Origin of the sequence: Phaeovulum sp. W22_SRMD_FR3 (assembly GCF_052113705.1) — a bacterium.
Taxonomy (GTDB): Bacteria; Pseudomonadota; Alphaproteobacteria; order Rhodobacterales; family Rhodobacteraceae; genus JBGQOG01.
Window position 1 is genome coordinate 198439 of the sequence record NZ_JBGQOG010000001.1, and the last position, 18270, is coordinate 216708.

14 protein-coding genes, 1 pseudogene and 1 riboswitch are annotated in these 18270 nt (G+C 67.3%); of the genes and pseudogenes, 4 read left to right on the forward strand and 11 right to left on the reverse strand.

Annotation, left to right across the window (positions count from 1 at the left end):
• Window positions 1-4: 4 nt before the first annotated feature.
• From ACEN2S_RS00935 to trmB, 7 genes are all read right to left on the reverse strand, one after another.
• Window positions 5-367, reverse strand: a complete 363-nt coding sequence (locus tag ACEN2S_RS00935) for a lipopolysaccharide assembly protein LapA domain-containing protein (protein WP_441861162.1) — start codon at window positions 365-367, stop codon at window positions 5-7.
• A complete protein-coding gene (gene ihfB / locus ACEN2S_RS00940; RefSeq protein WP_441861164.1) occupies window positions 368-655 on the reverse strand; it encodes an integration host factor subunit beta in 288 nt (95 codons plus the stop codon).
• Window positions 656-976: 321 nt separating this feature from the next.
• Window positions 977-2659: a 30S ribosomal protein S1 gene (gene rpsA, locus ACEN2S_RS00945; RefSeq protein ID WP_441861166.1), complete on the reverse strand. Its 1683-nt coding sequence runs from the start codon at window positions 2657-2659 to the stop codon at window positions 977-979.
• A 160-nt stretch (window positions 2660-2819) separates the two neighbouring features.
• On the reverse strand, window positions 2820-3452 hold the full coding sequence (locus tag ACEN2S_RS00950; protein WP_441861168.1) for an NAD(P)H-dependent oxidoreductase: 633 nt from the start codon (window positions 3450-3452) through the stop codon (window positions 2820-2822).
• Between the two features lie 86 nt (window positions 3453-3538).
• Window positions 3539-4126: a (d)CMP kinase gene (locus ACEN2S_RS00955; protein WP_441861170.1), complete on the reverse strand. Its 588-nt coding sequence runs from the start codon at window positions 4124-4126 to the stop codon at window positions 3539-3541.
• A 129-nt stretch (window positions 4127-4255) separates the two neighbouring features.
• Window positions 4256-5602 carry a 3-phosphoshikimate 1-carboxyvinyltransferase gene (aroA, locus tag ACEN2S_RS00960; protein WP_441861172.1) on the reverse strand — a complete coding sequence of 449 codons (1347 nt, stop codon included), beginning with the start codon at window positions 5600-5602 and terminating at the stop codon, window positions 4256-4258.
• Window positions 5603-5848: 246 nt separating this feature from the next.
• Window positions 5849-6619, reverse strand: a complete 771-nt coding sequence (gene trmB, locus ACEN2S_RS00965) for a tRNA (guanine(46)-N(7))-methyltransferase TrmB (RefSeq protein ID WP_441861174.1) — start codon at window positions 6617-6619, stop codon at window positions 5849-5851.
• A gap of 123 nt (window positions 6620-6742) precedes the next feature.
• On the opposite strand from trmB, the gene ACEN2S_RS00970 reads away from it, so the two are divergent.
• The 4 genes and pseudogenes from ACEN2S_RS00970 (at window position 6743) to ACEN2S_RS00985 (ending at window position 13563) form a co-directional block, all read left to right on the forward strand.
• Window positions 6743-7408 carry an ImuA family protein gene (locus ACEN2S_RS00970; protein WP_441861176.1) on the forward strand — a complete coding sequence of 222 codons (666 nt, stop codon included), beginning with the start codon at window positions 6743-6745 and terminating at the stop codon, window positions 7406-7408.
• Complete coding sequence (locus tag ACEN2S_RS00975) at window positions 7335-8810, forward strand: Y-family DNA polymerase (RefSeq protein WP_441861178.1); 1476 nt, start codon at window positions 7335-7337, stop codon at window positions 8808-8810. Before ACEN2S_RS00970 ends, ACEN2S_RS00975 begins: the two co-directional genes overlap by 74 nt.
• Window positions 8811-9144: 334 nt before the next feature.
• Window positions 9145-9321, forward strand: a pseudogene (locus ACEN2S_RS00980) (PHP domain-containing protein); the annotation flags it as partial.
• Between the two features lie 468 nt (window positions 9322-9789).
• Window positions 9790-13563 (forward strand): error-prone DNA polymerase, encoded by a 3774-nt coding sequence (locus tag ACEN2S_RS00985; protein ID WP_441861822.1) that lies wholly within the window; start codon window positions 9790-9792, stop codon window positions 13561-13563.
• A gap of 268 nt (window positions 13564-13831) precedes the next feature.
• On the opposite strand, the gene queF is transcribed toward ACEN2S_RS00985, so the two are convergent.
• From queF to ACEN2S_RS01005, 4 genes are all read right to left on the reverse strand, one after another.
• On the reverse strand, window positions 13832-14296 hold the full coding sequence (queF, locus tag ACEN2S_RS00990; protein WP_441861180.1) for a preQ(1) synthase: 465 nt from the start codon (window positions 14294-14296) through the stop codon (window positions 13832-13834).
• A gap of 1 nt (window position 14297) precedes the next feature.
• Window positions 14298-15464 (reverse strand): methionine adenosyltransferase, encoded by a 1167-nt coding sequence (metK, locus tag ACEN2S_RS00995; RefSeq protein ID WP_441861182.1) that lies wholly within the window; start codon window positions 15462-15464, stop codon window positions 14298-14300.
• Between the two features lie 7 nt (window positions 15465-15471).
• Window positions 15472-15519: riboswitch (SAM-SAH riboswitch) on the reverse strand.
• 10 nt (window positions 15520-15529) lie between these two features.
• Window positions 15530-17296 carry an apolipoprotein N-acyltransferase gene (gene lnt / locus ACEN2S_RS01000; protein WP_441861184.1) on the reverse strand — a complete coding sequence of 589 codons (1767 nt, stop codon included), beginning with the start codon at window positions 17294-17296 and terminating at the stop codon, window positions 15530-15532.
• Complete coding sequence (locus ACEN2S_RS01005; protein ID WP_441861186.1) at window positions 17293-18240, reverse strand: hemolysin family protein; 948 nt, start codon at window positions 18238-18240, stop codon at window positions 17293-17295. Before ACEN2S_RS01005 ends, lnt begins: the two co-directional genes overlap by 4 nt.
• Between the last annotated feature and the right edge of the window lie 30 nt (window positions 18241-18270).

The window sequence follows — 18270 nt, forward strand, 5'->3', positions numbered from 1 at the left end:
AGACTTAGCGCGCCCGGCCGCCATCCTCAAGCAGCGCCAGCACCTCGTCCTGTGCCTTTGGCTTGCCGCCCCCCAGCCGCTTGACCTCGCGCTCAAGCCGGGCGGCGCGCCGGGCGTTTTCGCCCGCCGAGGCACGGATCTGCGACTCGCGCAGCCATTCCCAGAAAAAGCCGATCATCAGCCCCAGAAGCAGCGCGGCAAAGATCACCAGGAACAGCGGCAGCTGCACCACCCAATCCCAGCCGAGGAAACTGCCCGCTTCGACCGGCAGCAGGGACAGCGTCACCGGATCCCGGTTGGCCATCGCCAGCGTGATCAGCAGCACTGCAAACAGCGCCAGAAAGCCAAAACGGAGCAGTCGCAGCATTCAGGCCTCGTCGCCGTTCAGGCGGTCGCGCAACAGCTTGCCGGTCTTGAAGAACGGCACATGCTTTTCATCGACATCCACCGAGGTGCCGGTGCGCGGGTTGCGGCCCGTGCGGGCATCGCGCTTTTTCACCGAGAAGGCGCCAAAGCCGCGCAGCTCGACCCGGTCGCCCCGCGCCATGGCTTCGACAATCTCTTCGAAAATCGTGTTCACGATCCGCTCAACATCGCGTTGGAACAGATGCGGGTTTTCTTCGGCAATCTTGGCAATCAGCTCGGACCGGATCATGCATACCCCCCTGAGTTTCTCCCGGGTGGCAGACCCGGTTATTGCACTGACTATAGGCAGAAAAAATCTGCGCACAAATATCAAAGTCCTTGGAATAGCACCGATTTTCCGGAATTTACCCGAGGTTCGGCAGCTTTCAGCCGCTGCTGCACCGCAGCATCGCCCCGCCACACCCGCGCCGGGCGAACAAACCCCGGTTGCCGCCAACTTTTCGCGAATCGCGCAAGCAAACGGCCCCGCCCTTTCGGGGCGGGGCCGTCCATCACTGTCGTTCCGGTTTTCAGGCCCGTTTCAGGGCCCGGCAGCGGGGCGCATCTCAGCTCAGTTGTTCGAGCCTTTGAGCGCCGCACCCAGGATATCGCCCAGCGAGGCGCCCGAGTCCGACGAGCCGTATTGTTCAACGGCTTCTTTTTCTTCCGCGATTTCGCGGGCTTTGATCGACACGCCCAGACGACGGGTCTTGCTGTCCACGTTCGTCACGCGCACATCGACCTTGTCGCCGACCTGGAAGCGCTCGGGGCGCTGGTCAGCACGGTCGCGGGCCAGATCCGAGCGGCGGATGAACGACTTCATGCCGTTGTAATCGCACTCAATGCCGCCCTCTTCGATCGCCGTCACTTCAACGGTGACGATCGAGCCGCGTTTCACGCCGTCAACCGCGTCGGAGAAGGTGTCTGCGTCCAGAGCTTTGATCGAGAGCGAGATACGCTCTTTCTCGACGTCCACTTCGGTGACAGCGGCCTTGACCACGTCGCCTTTGCGGTAGTTCTGGATGGCGTCTTCGCCGCGCTGTTCCCAGCTCAGATCCGAGAGGTGGACCATGCCGTCGATGTCGTTCTCGAGGCCGATGAACAGACCGAATTCGGTGATGTTCTTGACTTCGCCTTCGATCATCGAACCGACCGGGTTGTTCTCGGCGAACACTTCCCACGGGTTGCGCATGGTTTGCTTCAGGCCCAGCGACACGCGACGTTTCGCGGTGTCGATTTCCAGAACCATGACATCAACCTCTTGCGAGGTGGAGACGATTTTGCCCGGGTGGACGTTTTTCTTGGTCCAGGACATTTCCGAAACGTGGACCAGACCTTCAACGCCGGCTTCCAGCTCCACGAAGGCGCCGTAGTCGGTGATGTTGGTCACGCGGCCTTTGTGGACCGATTCCAGCGGGAACTTGGTCTCAACCGAATCCCACGGATCGTTCTGCAGCTGTTTCATGCCGAGCGAGATGCGGTGGGTTTCTTTGTTGATCTTGACGACCTGAACCTTGACGGTTTCGCCGATCGACAGGATTTCCGACGGGTGGTTCACACGGCGCCATGCCATGTCGGTGACGTGCAGCAGGCCGTCAACGCCGCCCAGATCAACGAACGCACCGTATTCGGTGATGTTCTTGACCACGCCGTCGACGGTTTGACCTTCGGTCAGGTTGCCGATGACTTCGGCGCGCTGTTCGGCGCGGCTTTCTTCCAGGATCGCGCGGCGCGAGACAACGATGTTGCCACGACGACGATCCATTTTCAGGATTTGGAACGGCTGCTTCAGACCCATGAGCGGGCCGGCATCACGCACCGGACGCACATCAACCTGGCTGCCCGGCAAGAAGGCCACAGCGCCGCCCAGATCCACCGTAAAGCCGCCTTTGACGCGGCCGAAGATGGCGCCGTCGACGCGCTCTTCTTTCGCATAGGCTTGCTCGAGGCGATCCCAGGCTTCTTCACGGCGGGCTTTCTCACGGCTGATGACAGCCTCACCACGGGCGTTCTCAACGCGGTCGAGGTAAACCTCAACTTCGTCGCCCACGGAGATATCCGGGGTTTCGCCCGGGTTCGCGAATTCTTTCAGATCAACGCGGCCTTCCATTTTGTAGCCGACGTCGATGATGGCCTGGCCCGCCTCGATGGCGATCACGCGACCTTTGACAACCGAACCCTCTTCGGGGGTGTCAATCTCAAAGCTCTCCTGCAGAAGGGCTTCGAATTCTTCCATAGTGGTTTTAGCGCACATGCGTGTGAGTTTCCTTTTCAAGTGTTTTACTGGCCATGCGGTTGGCTCCGCCGGTCTTCGTTGTGGATATGCCCGAAAGGGGCAGACCTGCGTCTGCCCCCTCGGACCGGGTCGCTATAGGCGGGAATCGCCTGTGGAGCAAGAGTTTTCGGCCCCAGCGTCAGTCGCGCCGGGTCACCAGCTCTGCCAGCGGGCGGCGCACCTTGGGCAGACCGGCCAGCCAGTCGCCCTCGGCCGCGCGGTAGCCCAGGGGCATCAGCGTGACCGACCGCAGACCGCGCGCGCGCAGGCCCAGGATCGCATCGACCTGATCGGGGTCAAAACCCTCCATCGGGGTGCTGTCGACCTGCTCTTCGGCCGCCTGCGCCAGAGCGGTGCCAAAGGCGATATAGGCCTGACGGGCAGCATGTTCGTAATTCACCTCTGCCGGACGCGGCAGATACATCTCCTTGAGACGGTCGTAATAGGCGGTCACCGCCTCGCTGGTGCCACCGCGCTCGGCGCTCATCTGCGCCACGAGGGCGTCAATGCGGGCCTCGGTGTAATTGTCCCAGGCGGCGAAAACCAGCAGATGCGAGCCATCGGTGATCTGCGCCTGATCCCAGGCCGCAGCGCGGATCTGTGCGCGCAGTTCAGCGTTGGTCACCACGATGATCTCAAAGGGCTGCAAGCCGCTGGAGGTCGGCGCCAGTTGTGCGGCGGCCAGAATCCGCGCCACTTTCTCTTCGGGTACCGTGCGGGCGGGGTCCATTTTCTTGGTGGCGTAGCGCCAGTTCAACACATCAAGAAGCATCTCAAATCCTTTCGGGGCGCACCCTCGCGCCTTGATCTGCCCTTAGTTAGATCTGCGCCGGGCAGATGCAAGCAGCGGCTCTGTGCTCAGGGGCGCAGATGCCGTGCGATTTCCGCGCAGGCCAGCTCCACCGCCGCCTCAATGCTGAGATCGGATGTGTCGATCACCAGCGCATCCGCCGCAGGCCGCAAGGGTGCGTCGGCCCGGCCCATATCGCGGGCGTCGCGTTCTTTCACCTCGGCCAGCACGATCGCCGCATCGCCGCCAACCTCGAGCCAGCGCCGGTGCGCCCGCACCTCCGAGCTGGCGGTGACGTACAGCTTCACCTCGGCCTGCGGGCAGATCACCGTGCCAATATCGCGCCCATCGAGCACCGCACCGCCCGGCCTCCGGGCAAAATCGCGCTGAAACGCCAAAAGCGCCGCGCGCACTTCCGGGATGACGGCGACCTGTGAGGCCGCCTGCCCCGCCGCGAGACTGCGCAGATCGTCGCGCGCCAGATCATCGGTGGTCAAATTTTGCGCGGCCTCGATCGGATCGCCACCCTTCATCCCCACGGCGCGGTAAAGCGCTCCCGTGTCGAGATACGCAAACCCAAAACGCGCCGCCACCGCGCGCGAGATCGTACCCTTGCCCGCCGCTGCCGGACCGTCGATTGCCACGGTGAAGTTCATGTCTGCCTCCTGCCGGTCGCACCGGGATGGCGGCGGAAGCCTCCGGCGGGGATATTTGTTATCAGGCAAAGGAGAGAAGCTGCGCCTTTGCCTGATCTTAAATATCCCCCGCGGAGCGTTCCGCCCGTGTCAGTCGCGCGCGATCTCGGCACCGAGACCGGCCATCAACCCCTCAAAAATCGGGAAAGATGTGGCGATGGGCGAGCCGTCATCGACGCTGACCGGCTTTTGGCTGGCCAGACCGAGCACGAGAAAGCTCATGGCGATGCGGTGGTCGATATGGGTGGCGCAGGTGGCACCACCCGGCACCCCTGCCGCACCGAGCCCATGCACGATCAGCGTGTCGAGATCTTCTTCGATGGTCACGCCGCAGGCCTCAAGCCCGCGCGCCATCGCGTCGATCCGGTCGGATTCCTTCACCCGCAGCTCTTTCACGCCGCGCATCACCGTGGTGCCGGTGGCGCAGGCCGCGACCACCGAAAGCACCGGATATTCATCGATCATGCTGGCCGCGCGCTCGGTGGGGACTTCGATGCCCTTGAGGTCCCCGGTGTAGCGCACGCGCAGATCCGCGACCGGTTCGCCGCCTTCGGTGCGGGGATTTTCAAAGGTGATGTCGGCGCCCATTTCCACCAAAGTGGTGAAGAGGCCGTTGCGGGTCGGGTTCTGGCTGACGCCCGGCACGAGGATATCCGAGCCTTCGGCCAGGAGGGCCGCACAGACCGGGAAGGCGGCCGAGCTGGGGTCGCGCGGCACGGCGACGCGTTGGGCGCGCAGTTCGGGCTGGCCGGTCAGGGTGATCACCCGGCCTTCGGGCGTCACTTCGGTGGTGATCTTGGCGCCAAAGCCCGCCAGCATCCGCTCGGAATGGTCGCGGGTGGCCTCTTTCTCGATGACCACGGTCTGGCCCGGCGCGTTCAGCCCGGCCAGCAGCACCGCCGATTTCACCTGCGCCGAGGGCATCGGCGTGGTGTAGGTCACCGGCACCGGGAATTCCGCGCCGACGATGGTCATCGGCAGGCGGCCACCCTGGCGGCCGTAAGCGCGCGCGCCAAAAAGGGCGAGCGGATCGGTGACCCGGCCCATCGGGCGTTTGTTCAGGCTGGCATCGCCGGTGAAGGTGGCGGTGATCGCCGTGGTGGCCATGCAGCCCATGATCAGCCGCACGCCCGTGCCGGAGTTGCCGCAGTCAATGACATTCGTGGGTTCGGCAAAGCCGCCGACGCCAACGCCGTTCACCGACCAGATCCCGGCCGCGTGGCGGGTCACTTCAGCGCCGAAAGCCCGCATCGCCTTGGCGGTGTCGAGCACGTCCTGCCCTTCCAGAAGGCCCGTCACCTGCGTCTCGCCCACCGAGAGCGCGCCCAGGATCAGCGCGCGATGGCTGATCGACTTGTCACCCGGCACCTCGGCCACGCCCTTCAGGGCGGCGCCTTTGCGCGAGGTCATCGGAATGGGTTCACCGTGGCCGGACATCTCGTTCTCCCTCGAAATTCGCCCGGGTGATACCGCAAACGGAGGGGGGCGTAAATCACCACATTTTGACGGGCAGAGGGCTGTGGCGCCTGCCGCCGGGGCCTGTGGCCGCGGTGGGAGCCTCCGGCGGGGATATTTGACCCGAAGCAAGCCCGGATGTGCAGCCCGCCCCAAATCGGGGTCGGGCGGTTGAGGTCGGGCGATCTGGGCCAACCGATCTGGGCCAGCCGGTCTGGGGGCTATCGGTCAGGGGCGGAGGAAGGTGGCGTAATCCGGGGCGCGGCCTTCGCGCAGGGCCTTTTGCTCGTAGCGGGTCGAGATCCAGTCGGCCCAGGCCTCCGGGCTGTGATGCGTGAGGGCAAAGCCCGCCTGCGGCACTTCCTTCAGGGTCTGGCGCATATAGTCGGGAATATCGGTGGCCACGCGGAACTCTGCCCCCGGGGCCAGCAGGCGGAAGAGCGGCACAAGATGGTCCTGCGTCACGAAACGGCGGCGGTGATGGCGGCGTTTCGGCCAGGGGTCGGGATAGTTGAGAAAGGCGCGGGAAACCGAGCCCTCGGGCAGCACTTCCATCACATCGCGGGCGTCCCCCGGATGCACGGCGAGGTTGCTCACCCCCGCCTGGCGGATCTTGCCCAAGAGCATCGCCACGCCATTGATGAAGGGCTCGCAGCCCAGAATGTTGATGCCGGGATAGAGCGCGGCCATATGCACCAGATGCTCGCCGCCGCCAAAGCCCACCTCCAGCCAGACCGGATTGTCATTGCCGAAGATGTCGCGCGGATCGACGGTCAGGCGCTCGGCGTTCTCCTCGCGGGTGATGCCGCGCGGGCGCAGGGTTTCGAGGTCTTCGCTCAGATAGGTCTTTTGGCTGGCGCGCAGGGTTTTCCCCGCGAGGCGGCCATAGAAATTGCGCCATTCCGGCTGGGCAGGGGCGGGCTGCGCGGCGACCTGCGGCGTCAGCGCCTGTTCCGCACCTTTGTCTTTTGCGTCATCGCTGTGATTGTCGTCGCTCATGGGGCCCCCGCTGCGGTTGGCGGGGGGATAGAGCGGGCGGCCCCTCGGGTCAAGCCGTGAGCGCGGACAGAGACGGCCCCGGCGGGGCTGTTGCGGCGGAATGTGTTCATGGTATGTTCCAGCATGACCCGAACCAATGCCCCCCGATTCCCTGACCTCACCCCCGCCCGCATGCATGAAGCGGGCGGGCCAGGGGCGCTTGGTTTTGCGCTGGCGCAGGCGGGGCGGCAGCGGGTGCGGGCCCAGGGACGCGTGCCGCCGGGCGGGCGGCGCGAGGCGGCGCGGGAGGGGCCGCGGGAGGAGGCCCCGGCGCCGGTGGTCTGGATCACCCCGCTGCATGCGCGCGAGATGCTCTTGCCTGCCGGGTGTGCGCCGCTGCTGGACCCGGCGCGGCTGCTGATGGTGCGGGCGCCGGGGCAGACCGATCTGCTCTGGGCTGCCGAGGAGGCGTTGCGGGCGGGCGTCGCCACGCTGGTGGTGGCCGCCCCCGATCAGGCGCTGAACCTGACGCAGGGGCGGCGGCTGCAGCTGGCCGCCGAGGCCGGGCAGACCACCGGCCTTTTGCTGATCCGCGAGGGGGCGGGCTGCAATGCCGCCGAAAGCCGCTGGCACTGCGCCCCGCTGTGGGATCCGGCGGGCGGCGGCGGGGCGTTGCAGCACTGGCGCTGCGTAAAGAACAAGAAAGGAGTGTTGCCGAATTGGGTGGTGCGGTTCGATGAAAAGACGGGTTCTGTGCATCTGGTTTCCGCGTCTGGCGAGCGAGAGGGCCTTGCGGCTGCGCCCGCATGAGGGGCCCTTTGCGCTCAGCCTGCGGGCGGGCAATGCCGACCATCTGCATTGCCTCAACCCGGCCGCCGCGGCGGCGGGGCTCAGCCGGGGCATGAGTCTGGCCGATGCCCGCGCCTTTTGCCCCGGCCTGACCACCCGCCCGGCCGATCTGGCGGGCGAGGCGGATTTCCTGACCGCGCTGTGCCGCTGGGCCGGGCGCTATGCGCCGCAGGTGGCGCGGGACGGCACCGAGGGGCTGGTGGCCGACATCACCGGCGTCGGCCATCTCTTCGGCGGCGAGGCGGCGCTGATCGAGGATCTGACCGACCGGCTGGCGCGCGGCGGCATCAGCGCCTGCACCGGCCTTGCGGGCACGCGGGGGGCGGCGCATGCGCTGGCGCGGCATGGCGGGGGCCGCGCCGCGCCGGGGCAAGAGGCGGCGGCGCTGGCCCCTCTGCCCCCCTCTGCCCTGCGCATCGACCATGCCAGCGCCGAGGCGCTCAGCCGTCTGGGTCTGCGCCAGATCGCCGATCTGATCGCCCTGCCCCGTGCCGCCCTCGCGCGCCGCTTTGGTCCGGCGGTGATGCTGCGGCTGGATCAGGCGCTTGGCGCGGTGGGCGAGCCGGTCTCGCCCGAGGCGCTGCCGCCGCATTACGGCGTGCGACTGACCCTGCCGGAGCCGATTGGCCTGCTCAGCGATGTCATGGCCGGGCTGGACCGGCTGCTGGCGCGGCTGTGCGAGCAGCTGGCGGTCCGTGGCCATGGCGCGCGCCGTCTGCGGCTGGAGCTGCGGCGGGTGGATGGTGCCACGGCGCAGGCCGAGATCGGTCTGGCCCGCGCGATGCGCGACCCCGCCGCGATTGCCCCGCTGTTTCGCGCCGCGGTCGAGGACATCGATTCCGGTTTCGGCTTTGACCAGCTGCGGCTGAGCGCGCCGGTGGTCGAGGATCTGCGGCCCCGGCAGATCGGCACCGCGCGTGAGGGCGAGGCGGCGGGCCAGCTGGCCGATCTGATCACCCGGCTGGGCAACCGCATGGGGTTTGACCGGATCACCCGCTGCGCCCCCGCCGAAAGTCACCTGCCCGAGCGCAGCTTTCTGGTGCTGCCCGCCGCACATAGCCCGGCGGCGGCCTCTGCAGCCTGGCCCCCCGGCCCCGCCCGTCCGGTGCAGATCTTCCCCCCCGAGCCCATCACCGCCAGCGGCAGCCAGCCGCCCGCGCAGTTTCGCTGGCGGCGGATGCGCTGCGTGACCGGCCGCGCCAGCGGGCCGGAGCGGATCGCGCCCGAATGGTGGCTGGATGACCCTGAATGGCGCAAAGGGCTGCGCGATTACTGGCAAATTGAGACACGGGAAGGGCGGCGCCTGTGGCTGTTCCACACCCCGCAGGACCCCGGATGGTATGTGCATGGCGAATTTCTCTGATCCCCGGCCGGATGCACGCGCGGCGGCGGCGCATGCGGCACAGGCAGTGCCATCGCCCGAAGCACCGGCCGTGACGGGCCACCCGCCCCCAAAGGCAGAGGGGCATGCAGGACAATCCGCAGACGGCCCCCAAGCACCGGAACGAAAGGCGGAACAAAAGACAGGGCGAAAGGCCGGAGAGCAACAGACGCAGGCAGAAGCGGCGCGCGCGCAGGGGCCGCACCGCGTGCCGGAGGCTGCCGTGCAAAAGCGCGCGGCACAGGCCGGAGGAACACCGGGTGCCCCCGCGCCTCAGGCATCGCAAGCATCACAGCCTGCCACCCCGGCCGAGGCGCTGCGCTATGCAGAGCTTTGCGTCACCTCAAACTTCACCTTTCTCACCGGCGCCTCACACCCCGAGGAGCTGGTGAGCCGAGCGGTTGAACTGGGGCTGACTGCCATCGCCATCACCGACCGCAACTCGCTCGCGGGGGTGGTGCGGGCGCATGTCGCGCTGCGCGAGCTGCGCCGGATGCAGCTCGAAGCACAATCCCCCGCGCGCCCGCAGCCTGCGCCACAAAAGCCGGAGAGCGCGACGTCCGAAACCCCGGCCCAGCCGGCGTCCGCAGGGCTGTCCGTACGCTCGCACCACCGGCTGGATCCCTCCAGCCGCCAGATCAGCGTGATTGGGGCACCGCTGCGCCCTGCCCCGCCCCCGCGAGAGTCGGTGGGCGAACCCGGGCACGGGACCACAGGGACCACAGGGACCACAGGGACCACAGGGACCACAGGGACCACAGGGACCAAAACAGCCCTCCCGGAAGCGCATGTCAAAGCCCTCCCCCCGGCAGAAATCGCACTGCCAACGGGGCCGCTGCACCGAACGGCCACCGCCGAAGCGACGCCATCGGCGTACAGGATCGTCATGACAAACGGGGCCGCATCGCGCAGCGCAGCAGCGGCCAGGTCAGCATCGCAAGGGGCAACAGCGGTCTGTGCCATGGCGACCAGCAGGCCCGCCGCCGACCAAAGGGCGGCAAAGGGCGCGCTGGGAGACGGGGCCGCCGCGGCCAGCGACACGGGGACCAGAGGCACGGGGACCAGCGACACGGGGACCAGCGACACGGTGGCGCCCGGGCTGCCGCGCGGCGCTACGCTGGCCGCGATGGGGACAGCGGCCCGCGGAATGGCGCCCGGCACGGCGGGGGTCGGCAGGGCCGCAGAGCCCGACGGAAACGCGGCGGAAGCGACCGGGGAGGCACCACCGCCCCCCGCCCTGCCCCGGCTGATCATCGGCGCGCGGCTGGTGCTCGAGGATTGCGCCACCGAATGGCTGGCGCTGCCCCGCGACAAGGCGGCCTATGCGCGGCTGTCGCGGCTGCTGTCGCTGGGCAAACAACGGGCCCCGAAAGGGCAATGCCATTTGCGGCTGGCCGATCTGGAGTGCTGGGGGCTGGGCATGGTGCTGATCGCCTTGCCCCCCGATCCGCTGGCCCCACTGCTGTCCGGAGCAACACGGGAGGGGGCCGCAACCACAAGAAATGGGCCCGCAACCGCATGGGCGGTGAAAGCCGTCCCGGATCACCCGCACCGGATGCCGCCTGCCGACGCCGACGCGGCGCGGCGCAACGGCGCTCCCCCGGCGCGAAACGCAGACCGCCATCCGGATCGGACCACAGGGCAGACCACGGGCCAGATCAGGGGCCAGATCACGGGCCAGAGCGCCACTCAAACCATGCCCAAAAGCCCGGCACACAGCCCGGGCCAAACCACTGACATGACCGCCACAGATATGCCCGCCACAGACATGCCCGGGGGGCCCGGGATGCAGGCGGCCCATAACGCCGCCGCATCCGGCCCGGGCAGCGCCCCCCTGCCTCCGGGCGGGACCGCCGCAGCCACACCGCCGCCACCGGCGGTCCTGCCCGGGGATGCTGCGCTGGCGCGGCTGGCGCAACGCTTTCCGGGGCAGGTGTTTCTGGGGGCCGCCCCGCGCTATGACGGCGCCGATCAGCGGCGGCTGGATGCGCTGGCGGCCCTGTCGCAGCGCAGTGCCGCGCCCTTGGTGGCGGTGGGCGATGTGCTGATGCACCGCGCCTATCGCCGTCCGCTGGCCGATGTGCTGACCTGCCTGCGCGAGGGCTGCACCGTCGACAGCCTCGGCCGCCGCGCCCTGCCCAATGCCGAACGCCGCCTGCGCTCGGCCGCCGAAATGGCGCGGCTGTTTCAGCGCCATCCCGCCGCGCTGCGCCGCACGCTGGAAATCGCCGATCGCTGCGCCTTTTCGCTGGATGAGCTGTCCTATCAATACCCTGATGAGGTCACCGGCGGCGAAGCGGCGCAGGAGCGCCTGATCCGGCTGGTCGAGGCGGGGCTGAAAAGCCCCGAGCGCTATCCGAACGGCGCGGATGCCGAAACGCGTGGCAAAGTGGCCAAGGAACTGGCCCTGATCGCGGCCAAGAACTATGCGCCCTATTTCCTGACCGTGCATGACATCGTGGGCTTTGCCCGCAGCCAAGGCATTCTGTGCCAGGGGCGCGGCTCGGCGGCCAATTCGGTGGTCTGCTACACGCTGGGCATCACCGAAGTGCCCCCGGGCACCACGCTGATGGTCTTTGAACGCTTCATTTCCGCCGAGCGCGACGAGCCGCCCGACATCGATGTGGATTTCGAGCATGAGCGCCGCGAGGAGGTCATCCAGTACATTTACGCCCGCTATGGCCGCCACCGCACCGGGCTGACCGCGACGGTGATCCACTTCCGCGCCCGCGCCGCGATCCGCGAGGTGGGCAAGGTGATGGGTCTCAGTCAGGATGTGCTGGCGGCGATTGCCGGGCAAAGCTGGGGCTGGTCGTCGGGCGCGCCCGATCCGGCGCGGCTGGCCGAGCTGGGGCTGGACACCAGCGACCGGCGGCTGGGGCTGACGCTGCGGCTGATCGCCGAGATCATCGGCTTTCCCCGGCATCTGAGCCAGCATGTCGGCGGTTTTGTCATCACCCGCGACCGTCTGGATGAACTCTGCCCGATCGAGAATGCCGCGATGGAGGGGCGCACGATCATCGAATGGGACAAGGATGACATTGACGCGCTGGGGATCCTCAAGGTCGATGTGCTGGCGCTGGGGATGCTCAGCTGCCTGCGCGGCGCCTTTGACCTGCTGGCGCAGACCGAGGGGATGCAGCTGACGCTGGCCAATCTACCGCCCGAGGATCCCAAGGTCTATGACATGCTCTGCCGGGCCGATGCGGTGGGGGTGTTTCAGGTGGAAAGCCGGGCGCAGATGAACTTTCTGCCCCGGATGCGGCCGCGCACCTTCTACGATCTGGTGATCGAGGTGGCGATCATCCGCCCCGGCCCGATACAGGGCGGCATGGTGCATCCCTATATCCGCCGCCGCCGGGGCGAAGAGCCGGTGGAATGGCCCTCGGAGGCGCTGAAGACCGTGCTGGGCAAAACGCTGGGGGTGCCGCTGTTTCAGGAGCAGGCGTTGCAAATCGCCGTGGTGGGGGCGGGCTTCACCCCGGGCGAGGCGGATCAGCTGCGCCGCAGTCTGGCCACCTTCCGCCGCATGGGCACCATCGGCAGCTTCCGCGAGCGGTTTTTGGAGGGGATGCGCGCCAATGGCCATGATGCCGAATTTGCCGTCCGCTGTTTTGACCAGATCGAGGGCTTTGGCGAATACGGCTTTCCCGAGAGCCATGCGGCCAGCTTTGCGATCCTTGTCTATGCCTCGGCCTGGGTGAAATGCCATTATCCGGCGGTGTTCACCTGCGCGCTGCTGAACGCGCAGCCGATGGGGTTTTACGCCCCCGCGCAGCTGATCCGCGATGCGCGCGAGCATGGGGTGGAGGTGCGCCCGGTCTCGGTCAACCGCTCCGATTGGGACAACACGCTGGAGCGGCGGGCGGATGGGAAATGGGCGCTGCGGCTGGGGTTCCGGCAGATCAAGGGCATGGGGCGCGAAGATGCCGACTGGATCGTGGCGGCGCGGCGCAACGGCTATCCGGATGTGGAAAGCCTCTGGCTGCGCGCGGGCCTGCGCCCCGACAAGCTGGAGCGGCTGGCCGAGGGCGATGCCTTTGCCGATCTGGGCCTGACGCGGCGCGCCGCCCTTTGGCAGGTGCGCGCCATCCGCAGCCCGCATCCGCTGCCGCTGTTTGCCGGGCCGGATGGCGAGGGCGGGATCGAGCCTGCCGTGTCCCTGCCCGCGATGACGCTGGGCGAGGAGGTGATCGAGGATTATCTGGCGCTGCGCCTGTCACTGCGGGCGCATCCGATGGAATTGCTGCGCCCGCAACTGCCCGGCCTGACCCCACATGCCAGCCTGGGTCAGGCGCAGGGGCGCGTCAGCGTTTGCGGGCTGGTGATCACCCGCCAGCGGCCTGGCACCGCCTCGGGGGTGATTTTCCTGACGCTGGAGGATGAGACGGGGGTCTGCAATGTGGTGGTCTGGCCCAAGCTCTACCAGCAATTCCGCCGCGCGGTGATCGGCGGGCGGCTGCTGCGCATCAGCGGGCGACTGGAGCGCGACGGGCCGGTGATCAACCTGATCGCCGAGGGGATCGAGGATGTCTCGGGGCGGCTGGGGCAACTCGGCGCGCTGCTGCCGGGGGCCGATCCGACGCAGAACACCGCCCGCGCCGATGAGGCCCGCCCGCCCAGCCTGCGCCCCGGCGGCGGTGCTGGCGGCGGGGGCAGCGGCCGCGCCCCGCGCAGCGCCCGCCATCCGCGCGAACAGGCCAAGGTGCTGTTTCCCAGCCGGGATTTTCATTAGCGCCGGGCGCGGCAAAAACCATCACCCGTACTATCATGGCGGCACGCCCCGCCCCCGCCAGACTCCCCGTCGAGGTACCCGCCACAACCCCAGCCCCGCCTGCGCCTGCCCACCTCAGCCCGAAAGGACCCGTCCTGACCAGGAACACCATTCGCCTCTGATATGCGCACGAGGCCAAAGAGGCAGATCCGCCGCGCTGAACGCCCGCCTCCCATGCCCCCGCGCATCCCAATGAAAAAGCCCCGGTTTCCCGGGGCCTTCCTCACTCTCAGCCGCGACCGCGGTAGGTCGGCACGCCCTGATCAGGCAGCCAGACGCCCTCGGGGACCGGCCCGGTCTGCCAGAACACGTCAATCGGAATGCCGCCCCGCGGATACCAATAGGCGCCGATGCGCAGCCATTCGGGGTTCAGCAATTCCACGATCCGCTTGGCGATATAGATCGAGCAATCCTCATGGAACGCCCCGTGATTGCGGAAGGCATGCAGGAAAAGCTTGAGCGATTTGCTCTCCACCAGCCAGTCGCCGGGCACATAGTCAATGACAATATGCGCGAAATCCGGCTGCCCGGTCATCGGGCAGAGCGAGGTGAACTCCGGCGCGGTGAAGCGCACCACATAGCGGGTTCCGGCGTTGGAGGCGGGCACCCGCTCCAGCACCGCGGTTTCCGGGCTCTGGGGCGAGGCCACGCTCGCCCCCAGTTGCGTCAACCCGCTGACATCGGTTTCCGCCATGTCAAAGCGCCTTCTTCAGGGCCTCGACCAGATCGGTCTTTTCCCAGCTGAAGCCGCCATCCGCCTCCGGCGCACGGCCGAAATGGCCGTAAGCCGAGGTGCGGGCATAGATCGGGCGGCAGAGGTCCAGATGATCACGGATGCCGCGCGGGGTGAGGTCCATGATCTCGGCCACGGCGCGCTCGATCTCGGCCTCGGGCACTTCCGAGGTGCCGAAAGTGTCGACATAGATCGAGAGCGGCTTTGCCACGCCAATGGCATAGGACACCTGCAGCACACAGCGGTCCGCCAGACCGGAGGCCACGACGTTTTTCGCCAGATAGCGCGCGGCATAGGCAGCCGAGCGGTCCACCTTGGTCGGATCCTTGCCCGAGAAGGCGCCGCCGCCATGCGGGGCGGCACCGCCATAGGTGTCCACGATGATCTTGCGCCCGGTCAGGCCCGCATCGCCATCGGGGCCGCCGATGACGAAGGTGCCGGTCGGGTTCACCCACCATTCGGTGTTCTCGGTCAGCCAGCCCTCGGGCAGAACTTCGCGGATATAGGGCTCAACGATGGCGCGGATGTCGTCCGAGCTCTGGCTTTCCAGCGCATGCTGGGTCGAGAGCACCAACGAGGTGACCTCCACCGGCACACCGTTTTCATAGCGCAGGCTCAGCTGCGATTTCGCATCCGGGCGCAGCGTCGGCTCGGCACCCGATTTGCGGGCCTCGGCCAGACGGCGCAGGATGGCATGGGCGTAATGGATCGGCGCGGGCATCAGCTCGGGCGTCTCGCGGCAGGCATAGCCGAACATGATGCCCTGATCGCCCGCCCCGTCACGGTCCACACCCTGCGCGATATGCGCCGATTGCTTGTGCAACAGATTGTCGAGCTGCAGCGTGTTCCAGTGGAACTCGTCCTGCTCATAGCCGATGTCCTTGACGCAATCGCGCACGATCCCGTCAACCTGCCCCATGAACGTGTCGAGTTTGGCCGCCGAGGACAGCCCCACCTCGCCGCCTACGACCACACGGTTGGTGGTGGCAAAGGTCTCGCAGGCGACGCGGGCGTTGGGTTCCTCGGCAAGGAATGCATCGAGGATCGCATCCGAAATCCGGTCGCAGACCTTGTCGGGATGCCCCTCTGAAACGGATTCAGAGGTGAAAACATAATTCTGACGTGTCATGGGGAAGTGCTCCATTGTTGATCCCCGTCACGCCAGGAAGCCGTTGTGACGGTTAAGCGCTCTGGCTAGACCGCCGGGGGGCCGGGGTCAACGCCATAGCGGCGAAAAACCCCGAGCAGGGCGGCAAAAACACCAAGAATGATAATCATCGGCAGGTCGCCCCAGCGCGCATAGGGGGTTGCGGGCAGCGCGGCGGGCAACGACACGTCCAGCACGCCGCGGGTGTCCAGCGCCAAAGCGCCGGTGATGCGGCCATAGGGGTCGATCATCGCGGTGATGCCGGTATTGGCGGTGCGCGCCACCGGCAGGCCCATTTCCACCGCCCGCAACTGCGCCTGCGCCAGATGCTGCTGCGGCCCGGAGGACGAGCCGAACCAGGCGTCATTGGTGATCTGCATCACCCAGTCGGGACGCTCGGGCGCGGCGCGCAGATCCTGTGGAAACACCGCCTCATAGCAGATCAGCGGCTGCACCTTGCCCAGCCGCCCCAGATCGAGCACCTGCGCCCCGGGCCCCGCCGTATAGCCATGCCCCGCCTGCGCGGCAAAGGCCGTGATGCCGATCTTGGCCAGCAGATCGCCCAGCGGCAGATATTCACCAAAGGGCACCAGATGGAATTTGTCATAGACCGGGCCGACAGTGGCATCGGGATTGATCACCGCCATCGAGTTGTAATAGCGCGTGCCCTCGGCGCGCTGTATCCCAACCGCCACCGGCGGTGGCAGCGGCGAATGCGGCGGCGCGGCCACCGCATCGGCAACCGCCGCGCCATTCGGACCCAGCGCGGCAAACCGGGGCAGATTGCGGGCGGCGGCCCGACGCGCCGCCTCGGCGATATCTTCGAGGCCGAACCCCGGCTGATCAAGCCAGAAGGGCGCGGTGGTTTCCGGCCAGATCACCAGATCCGGCATCGCCCCGCGCGAGGGGGCCTCGGTCAGATCCAGGGCACGGGTGAAGAAATAGCCCATCATGTCGCGGCGCCATTTCAGATGCTGCGGCGCATTCGGCTGCACCAGACGCAGGGTCAATGCCTCCGCGCGCGGCACCAGCGGCTGGGTCAGCCGCTCCAGCCCCCAGACCCAGCCCAGCGGCATCACCGCGACACAGGCCATCGCCAGCAGCGCGAGGGCAACCGGCGTGCGCTGCCCCGCGCCATGCGGCTGGCGGACCGAGAAACTGGGCCGCGAGAGCAGCAGGGCAATCCCCGCTGCGGGCAAGGCGAGCGCCATGCTCAACCCCAAAGGTCCGAGGAGCGCGCCGACCTGCATCAGCGGCGTATCGACCCAGACATGCCCCAACAAGGCCCAAGGAAAGCCGGTCAGCACATAGCTGCGCAGCAGATCGCTGGCACAGAGGCCCGTGGCCATGCCAACCGCCATGAAACAGGCGCGCAGCGGCGGATAGCCCGCAAACCGCTCATGCCCCGGGCGTGCGCGCAGCACCAGCCCGGTCGGGCAGGCAATCGCCACGCCGAAGCGCAGACCGATGCCCCAAAAGCTGCCCATGCCAGCCGCCATGAAAATCAGCGCGAAAGGCGCCATCCAGCCATCGCGTGCCGCATCGACAAAAAACGGCGAGACGATCCAGTTCAGCGCCAGCGCACCGTAACCGGCCCCGGCGGCAAAACCGCTCCACCCCGGCGCACGCCCGCGCAAGACCAGCCAGAACAGCCCGGTCAATCCGGCGAGCGACAGCATCCAGAATCCCCAGGGCGCCTGACCCGACGCGACCAGCATGCCAGAGCCAAAGGCCGCCAACATCGTCCGCCCCGACAAGGTCGGGCGCATCCAATGGCCCAACCGTCGCATCACGGCCCCGAGGGATGTGCTCATGGGACCTGCCACCCCTGCGGCAGACGCACGCGCAAGCGCTTGATCCGCCGGGGGTCCGCATCGACCACTTCGATCTCGACACCACCCGGCGCCGGGACCAGCTCCCCGCGCGCGGGCACGCGGCCCGTCAGCATGAAGACGAGACCGCCGAGCGTGTCGACCTCTTCGCCCTCATCCTCACCGGCCAGCTGCAGGCCGATCACGCTTTCAAATTCCCCGAGCGGGGCGCGGGCCTGCACCAGATACTGGCCCGGTTTTTCGGCGATCCAGAAATCGCCCTCTGCCTCGTCATGCTCGTCCTCGATCTCGCCGATGACCTGTTCGATCAGATCCTCCAGCGTCACCAGCCCGTCCACGCCGCCATATTCGTCAATCACCAGCGCCATATGAATGCGCTGCGCCTGCATCTTTTGCAGCAAGATCCCGATCGGCATCGAGGGGGGCACGTAAATCAGCGGGCGCAACAGCTTGCGCAGCACGAAGCGGCCTGACGCCGCGTTGAATCCATGTTCCAGCGCCAGATCCTTGAGGTGCACAAGGCCCAGCGGGCTGTCGAGCGTGCCCTTGAACACCGGCATCCGCGAGAAACCGTGCTCACGAAAGACTTCCACCAGCTCGTCGCGGGTGATGGTGACCGGCACCGCCACAATCTCGACCTTGGGAATGGCGACATCCTCGACACGCATGGCGCGCAGATTGGCAATGCCCGGCAGCGGATGCACATGCAATGCAGGTTGCGGCGCCTCTTCTGTCGTGGAATCGGGTTCTGAAGGGCTGAAAGCCTCCAAAATACGTCCGAAAAATCCCCGTCCGCCGGAGGCATCGGCATCAGCCTCGATCAGAGACGGGACAGAACCCGTGTCATCCTCCGGTCTGAAACTGTCGCTTGAATCCGGTTCTCCGGCACCCGTACTGGCGGGCGCACCGTCTGCTGTCTGTCCCATTGGTCCTTTCCGTCTGGCCGATATTGCGGC

Coding starts and splice junctions, on each gene's coding strand:
- ACEN2S_RS01005 (WP_441861186.1), bottom strand. CDS start 18,240: ATGGGACAGACAGCAGACGGTGCGCCCGCCAGTACGGGTGCCGGAGAA.
- ihfB (WP_441861164.1), bottom strand. CDS start 655: ATGATCCGGTCCGAGCTGATTGCCAAGATTGCCGAAGAAAACCCGCAT.
- aroA (WP_441861172.1), bottom strand. CDS start 5,602: ATGTCCGGCCACGGTGAACCCATTCCGATGACCTCGCGCAAAGGCGCC.
- ACEN2S_RS00975 (WP_441861178.1), top strand. CDS start 7,335: ATGAAAAGACGGGTTCTGTGCATCTGGTTTCCGCGTCTGGCGAGCGAG.
- ACEN2S_RS00955 (WP_441861170.1), bottom strand. CDS start 4,126: ATGAACTTCACCGTGGCAATCGACGGTCCGGCAGCGGCGGGCAAGGGT.
- trmB (WP_441861174.1), bottom strand. CDS start 6,619: ATGAGCGACGACAATCACAGCGATGACGCAAAAGACAAAGGTGCGGAA.
- ACEN2S_RS00985 (WP_441861822.1), top strand. CDS start 9,790: ATGGCGACCAGCAGGCCCGCCGCCGACCAAAGGGCGGCAAAGGGCGCG.
- lnt (WP_441861184.1), bottom strand. CDS start 17,296: ATGAGCACATCCCTCGGGGCCGTGATGCGACGGTTGGGCCATTGGATG.
- rpsA (WP_441861166.1), bottom strand. CDS start 2,659: ATGTGCGCTAAAACCACTATGGAAGAATTCGAAGCCCTTCTGCAGGAG.
- queF (WP_441861180.1), bottom strand. CDS start 14,296: ATGGCGGAAACCGATGTCAGCGGGTTGACGCAACTGGGGGCGAGCGTG.
- ACEN2S_RS00935 (WP_441861162.1), bottom strand. CDS start 367: ATGCTGCGACTGCTCCGTTTTGGCTTTCTGGCGCTGTTTGCAGTGCTG.
- ACEN2S_RS00950 (WP_441861168.1), bottom strand. CDS start 3,452: ATGCTTCTTGATGTGTTGAACTGGCGCTACGCCACCAAGAAAATGGAC.
- metK (WP_441861182.1), bottom strand. CDS start 15,464: ATGACACGTCAGAATTATGTTTTCACCTCTGAATCCGTTTCAGAGGGG.
- ACEN2S_RS00970 (WP_441861176.1), top strand. CDS start 6,743: ATGACCCGAACCAATGCCCCCCGATTCCCTGACCTCACCCCCGCCCGC.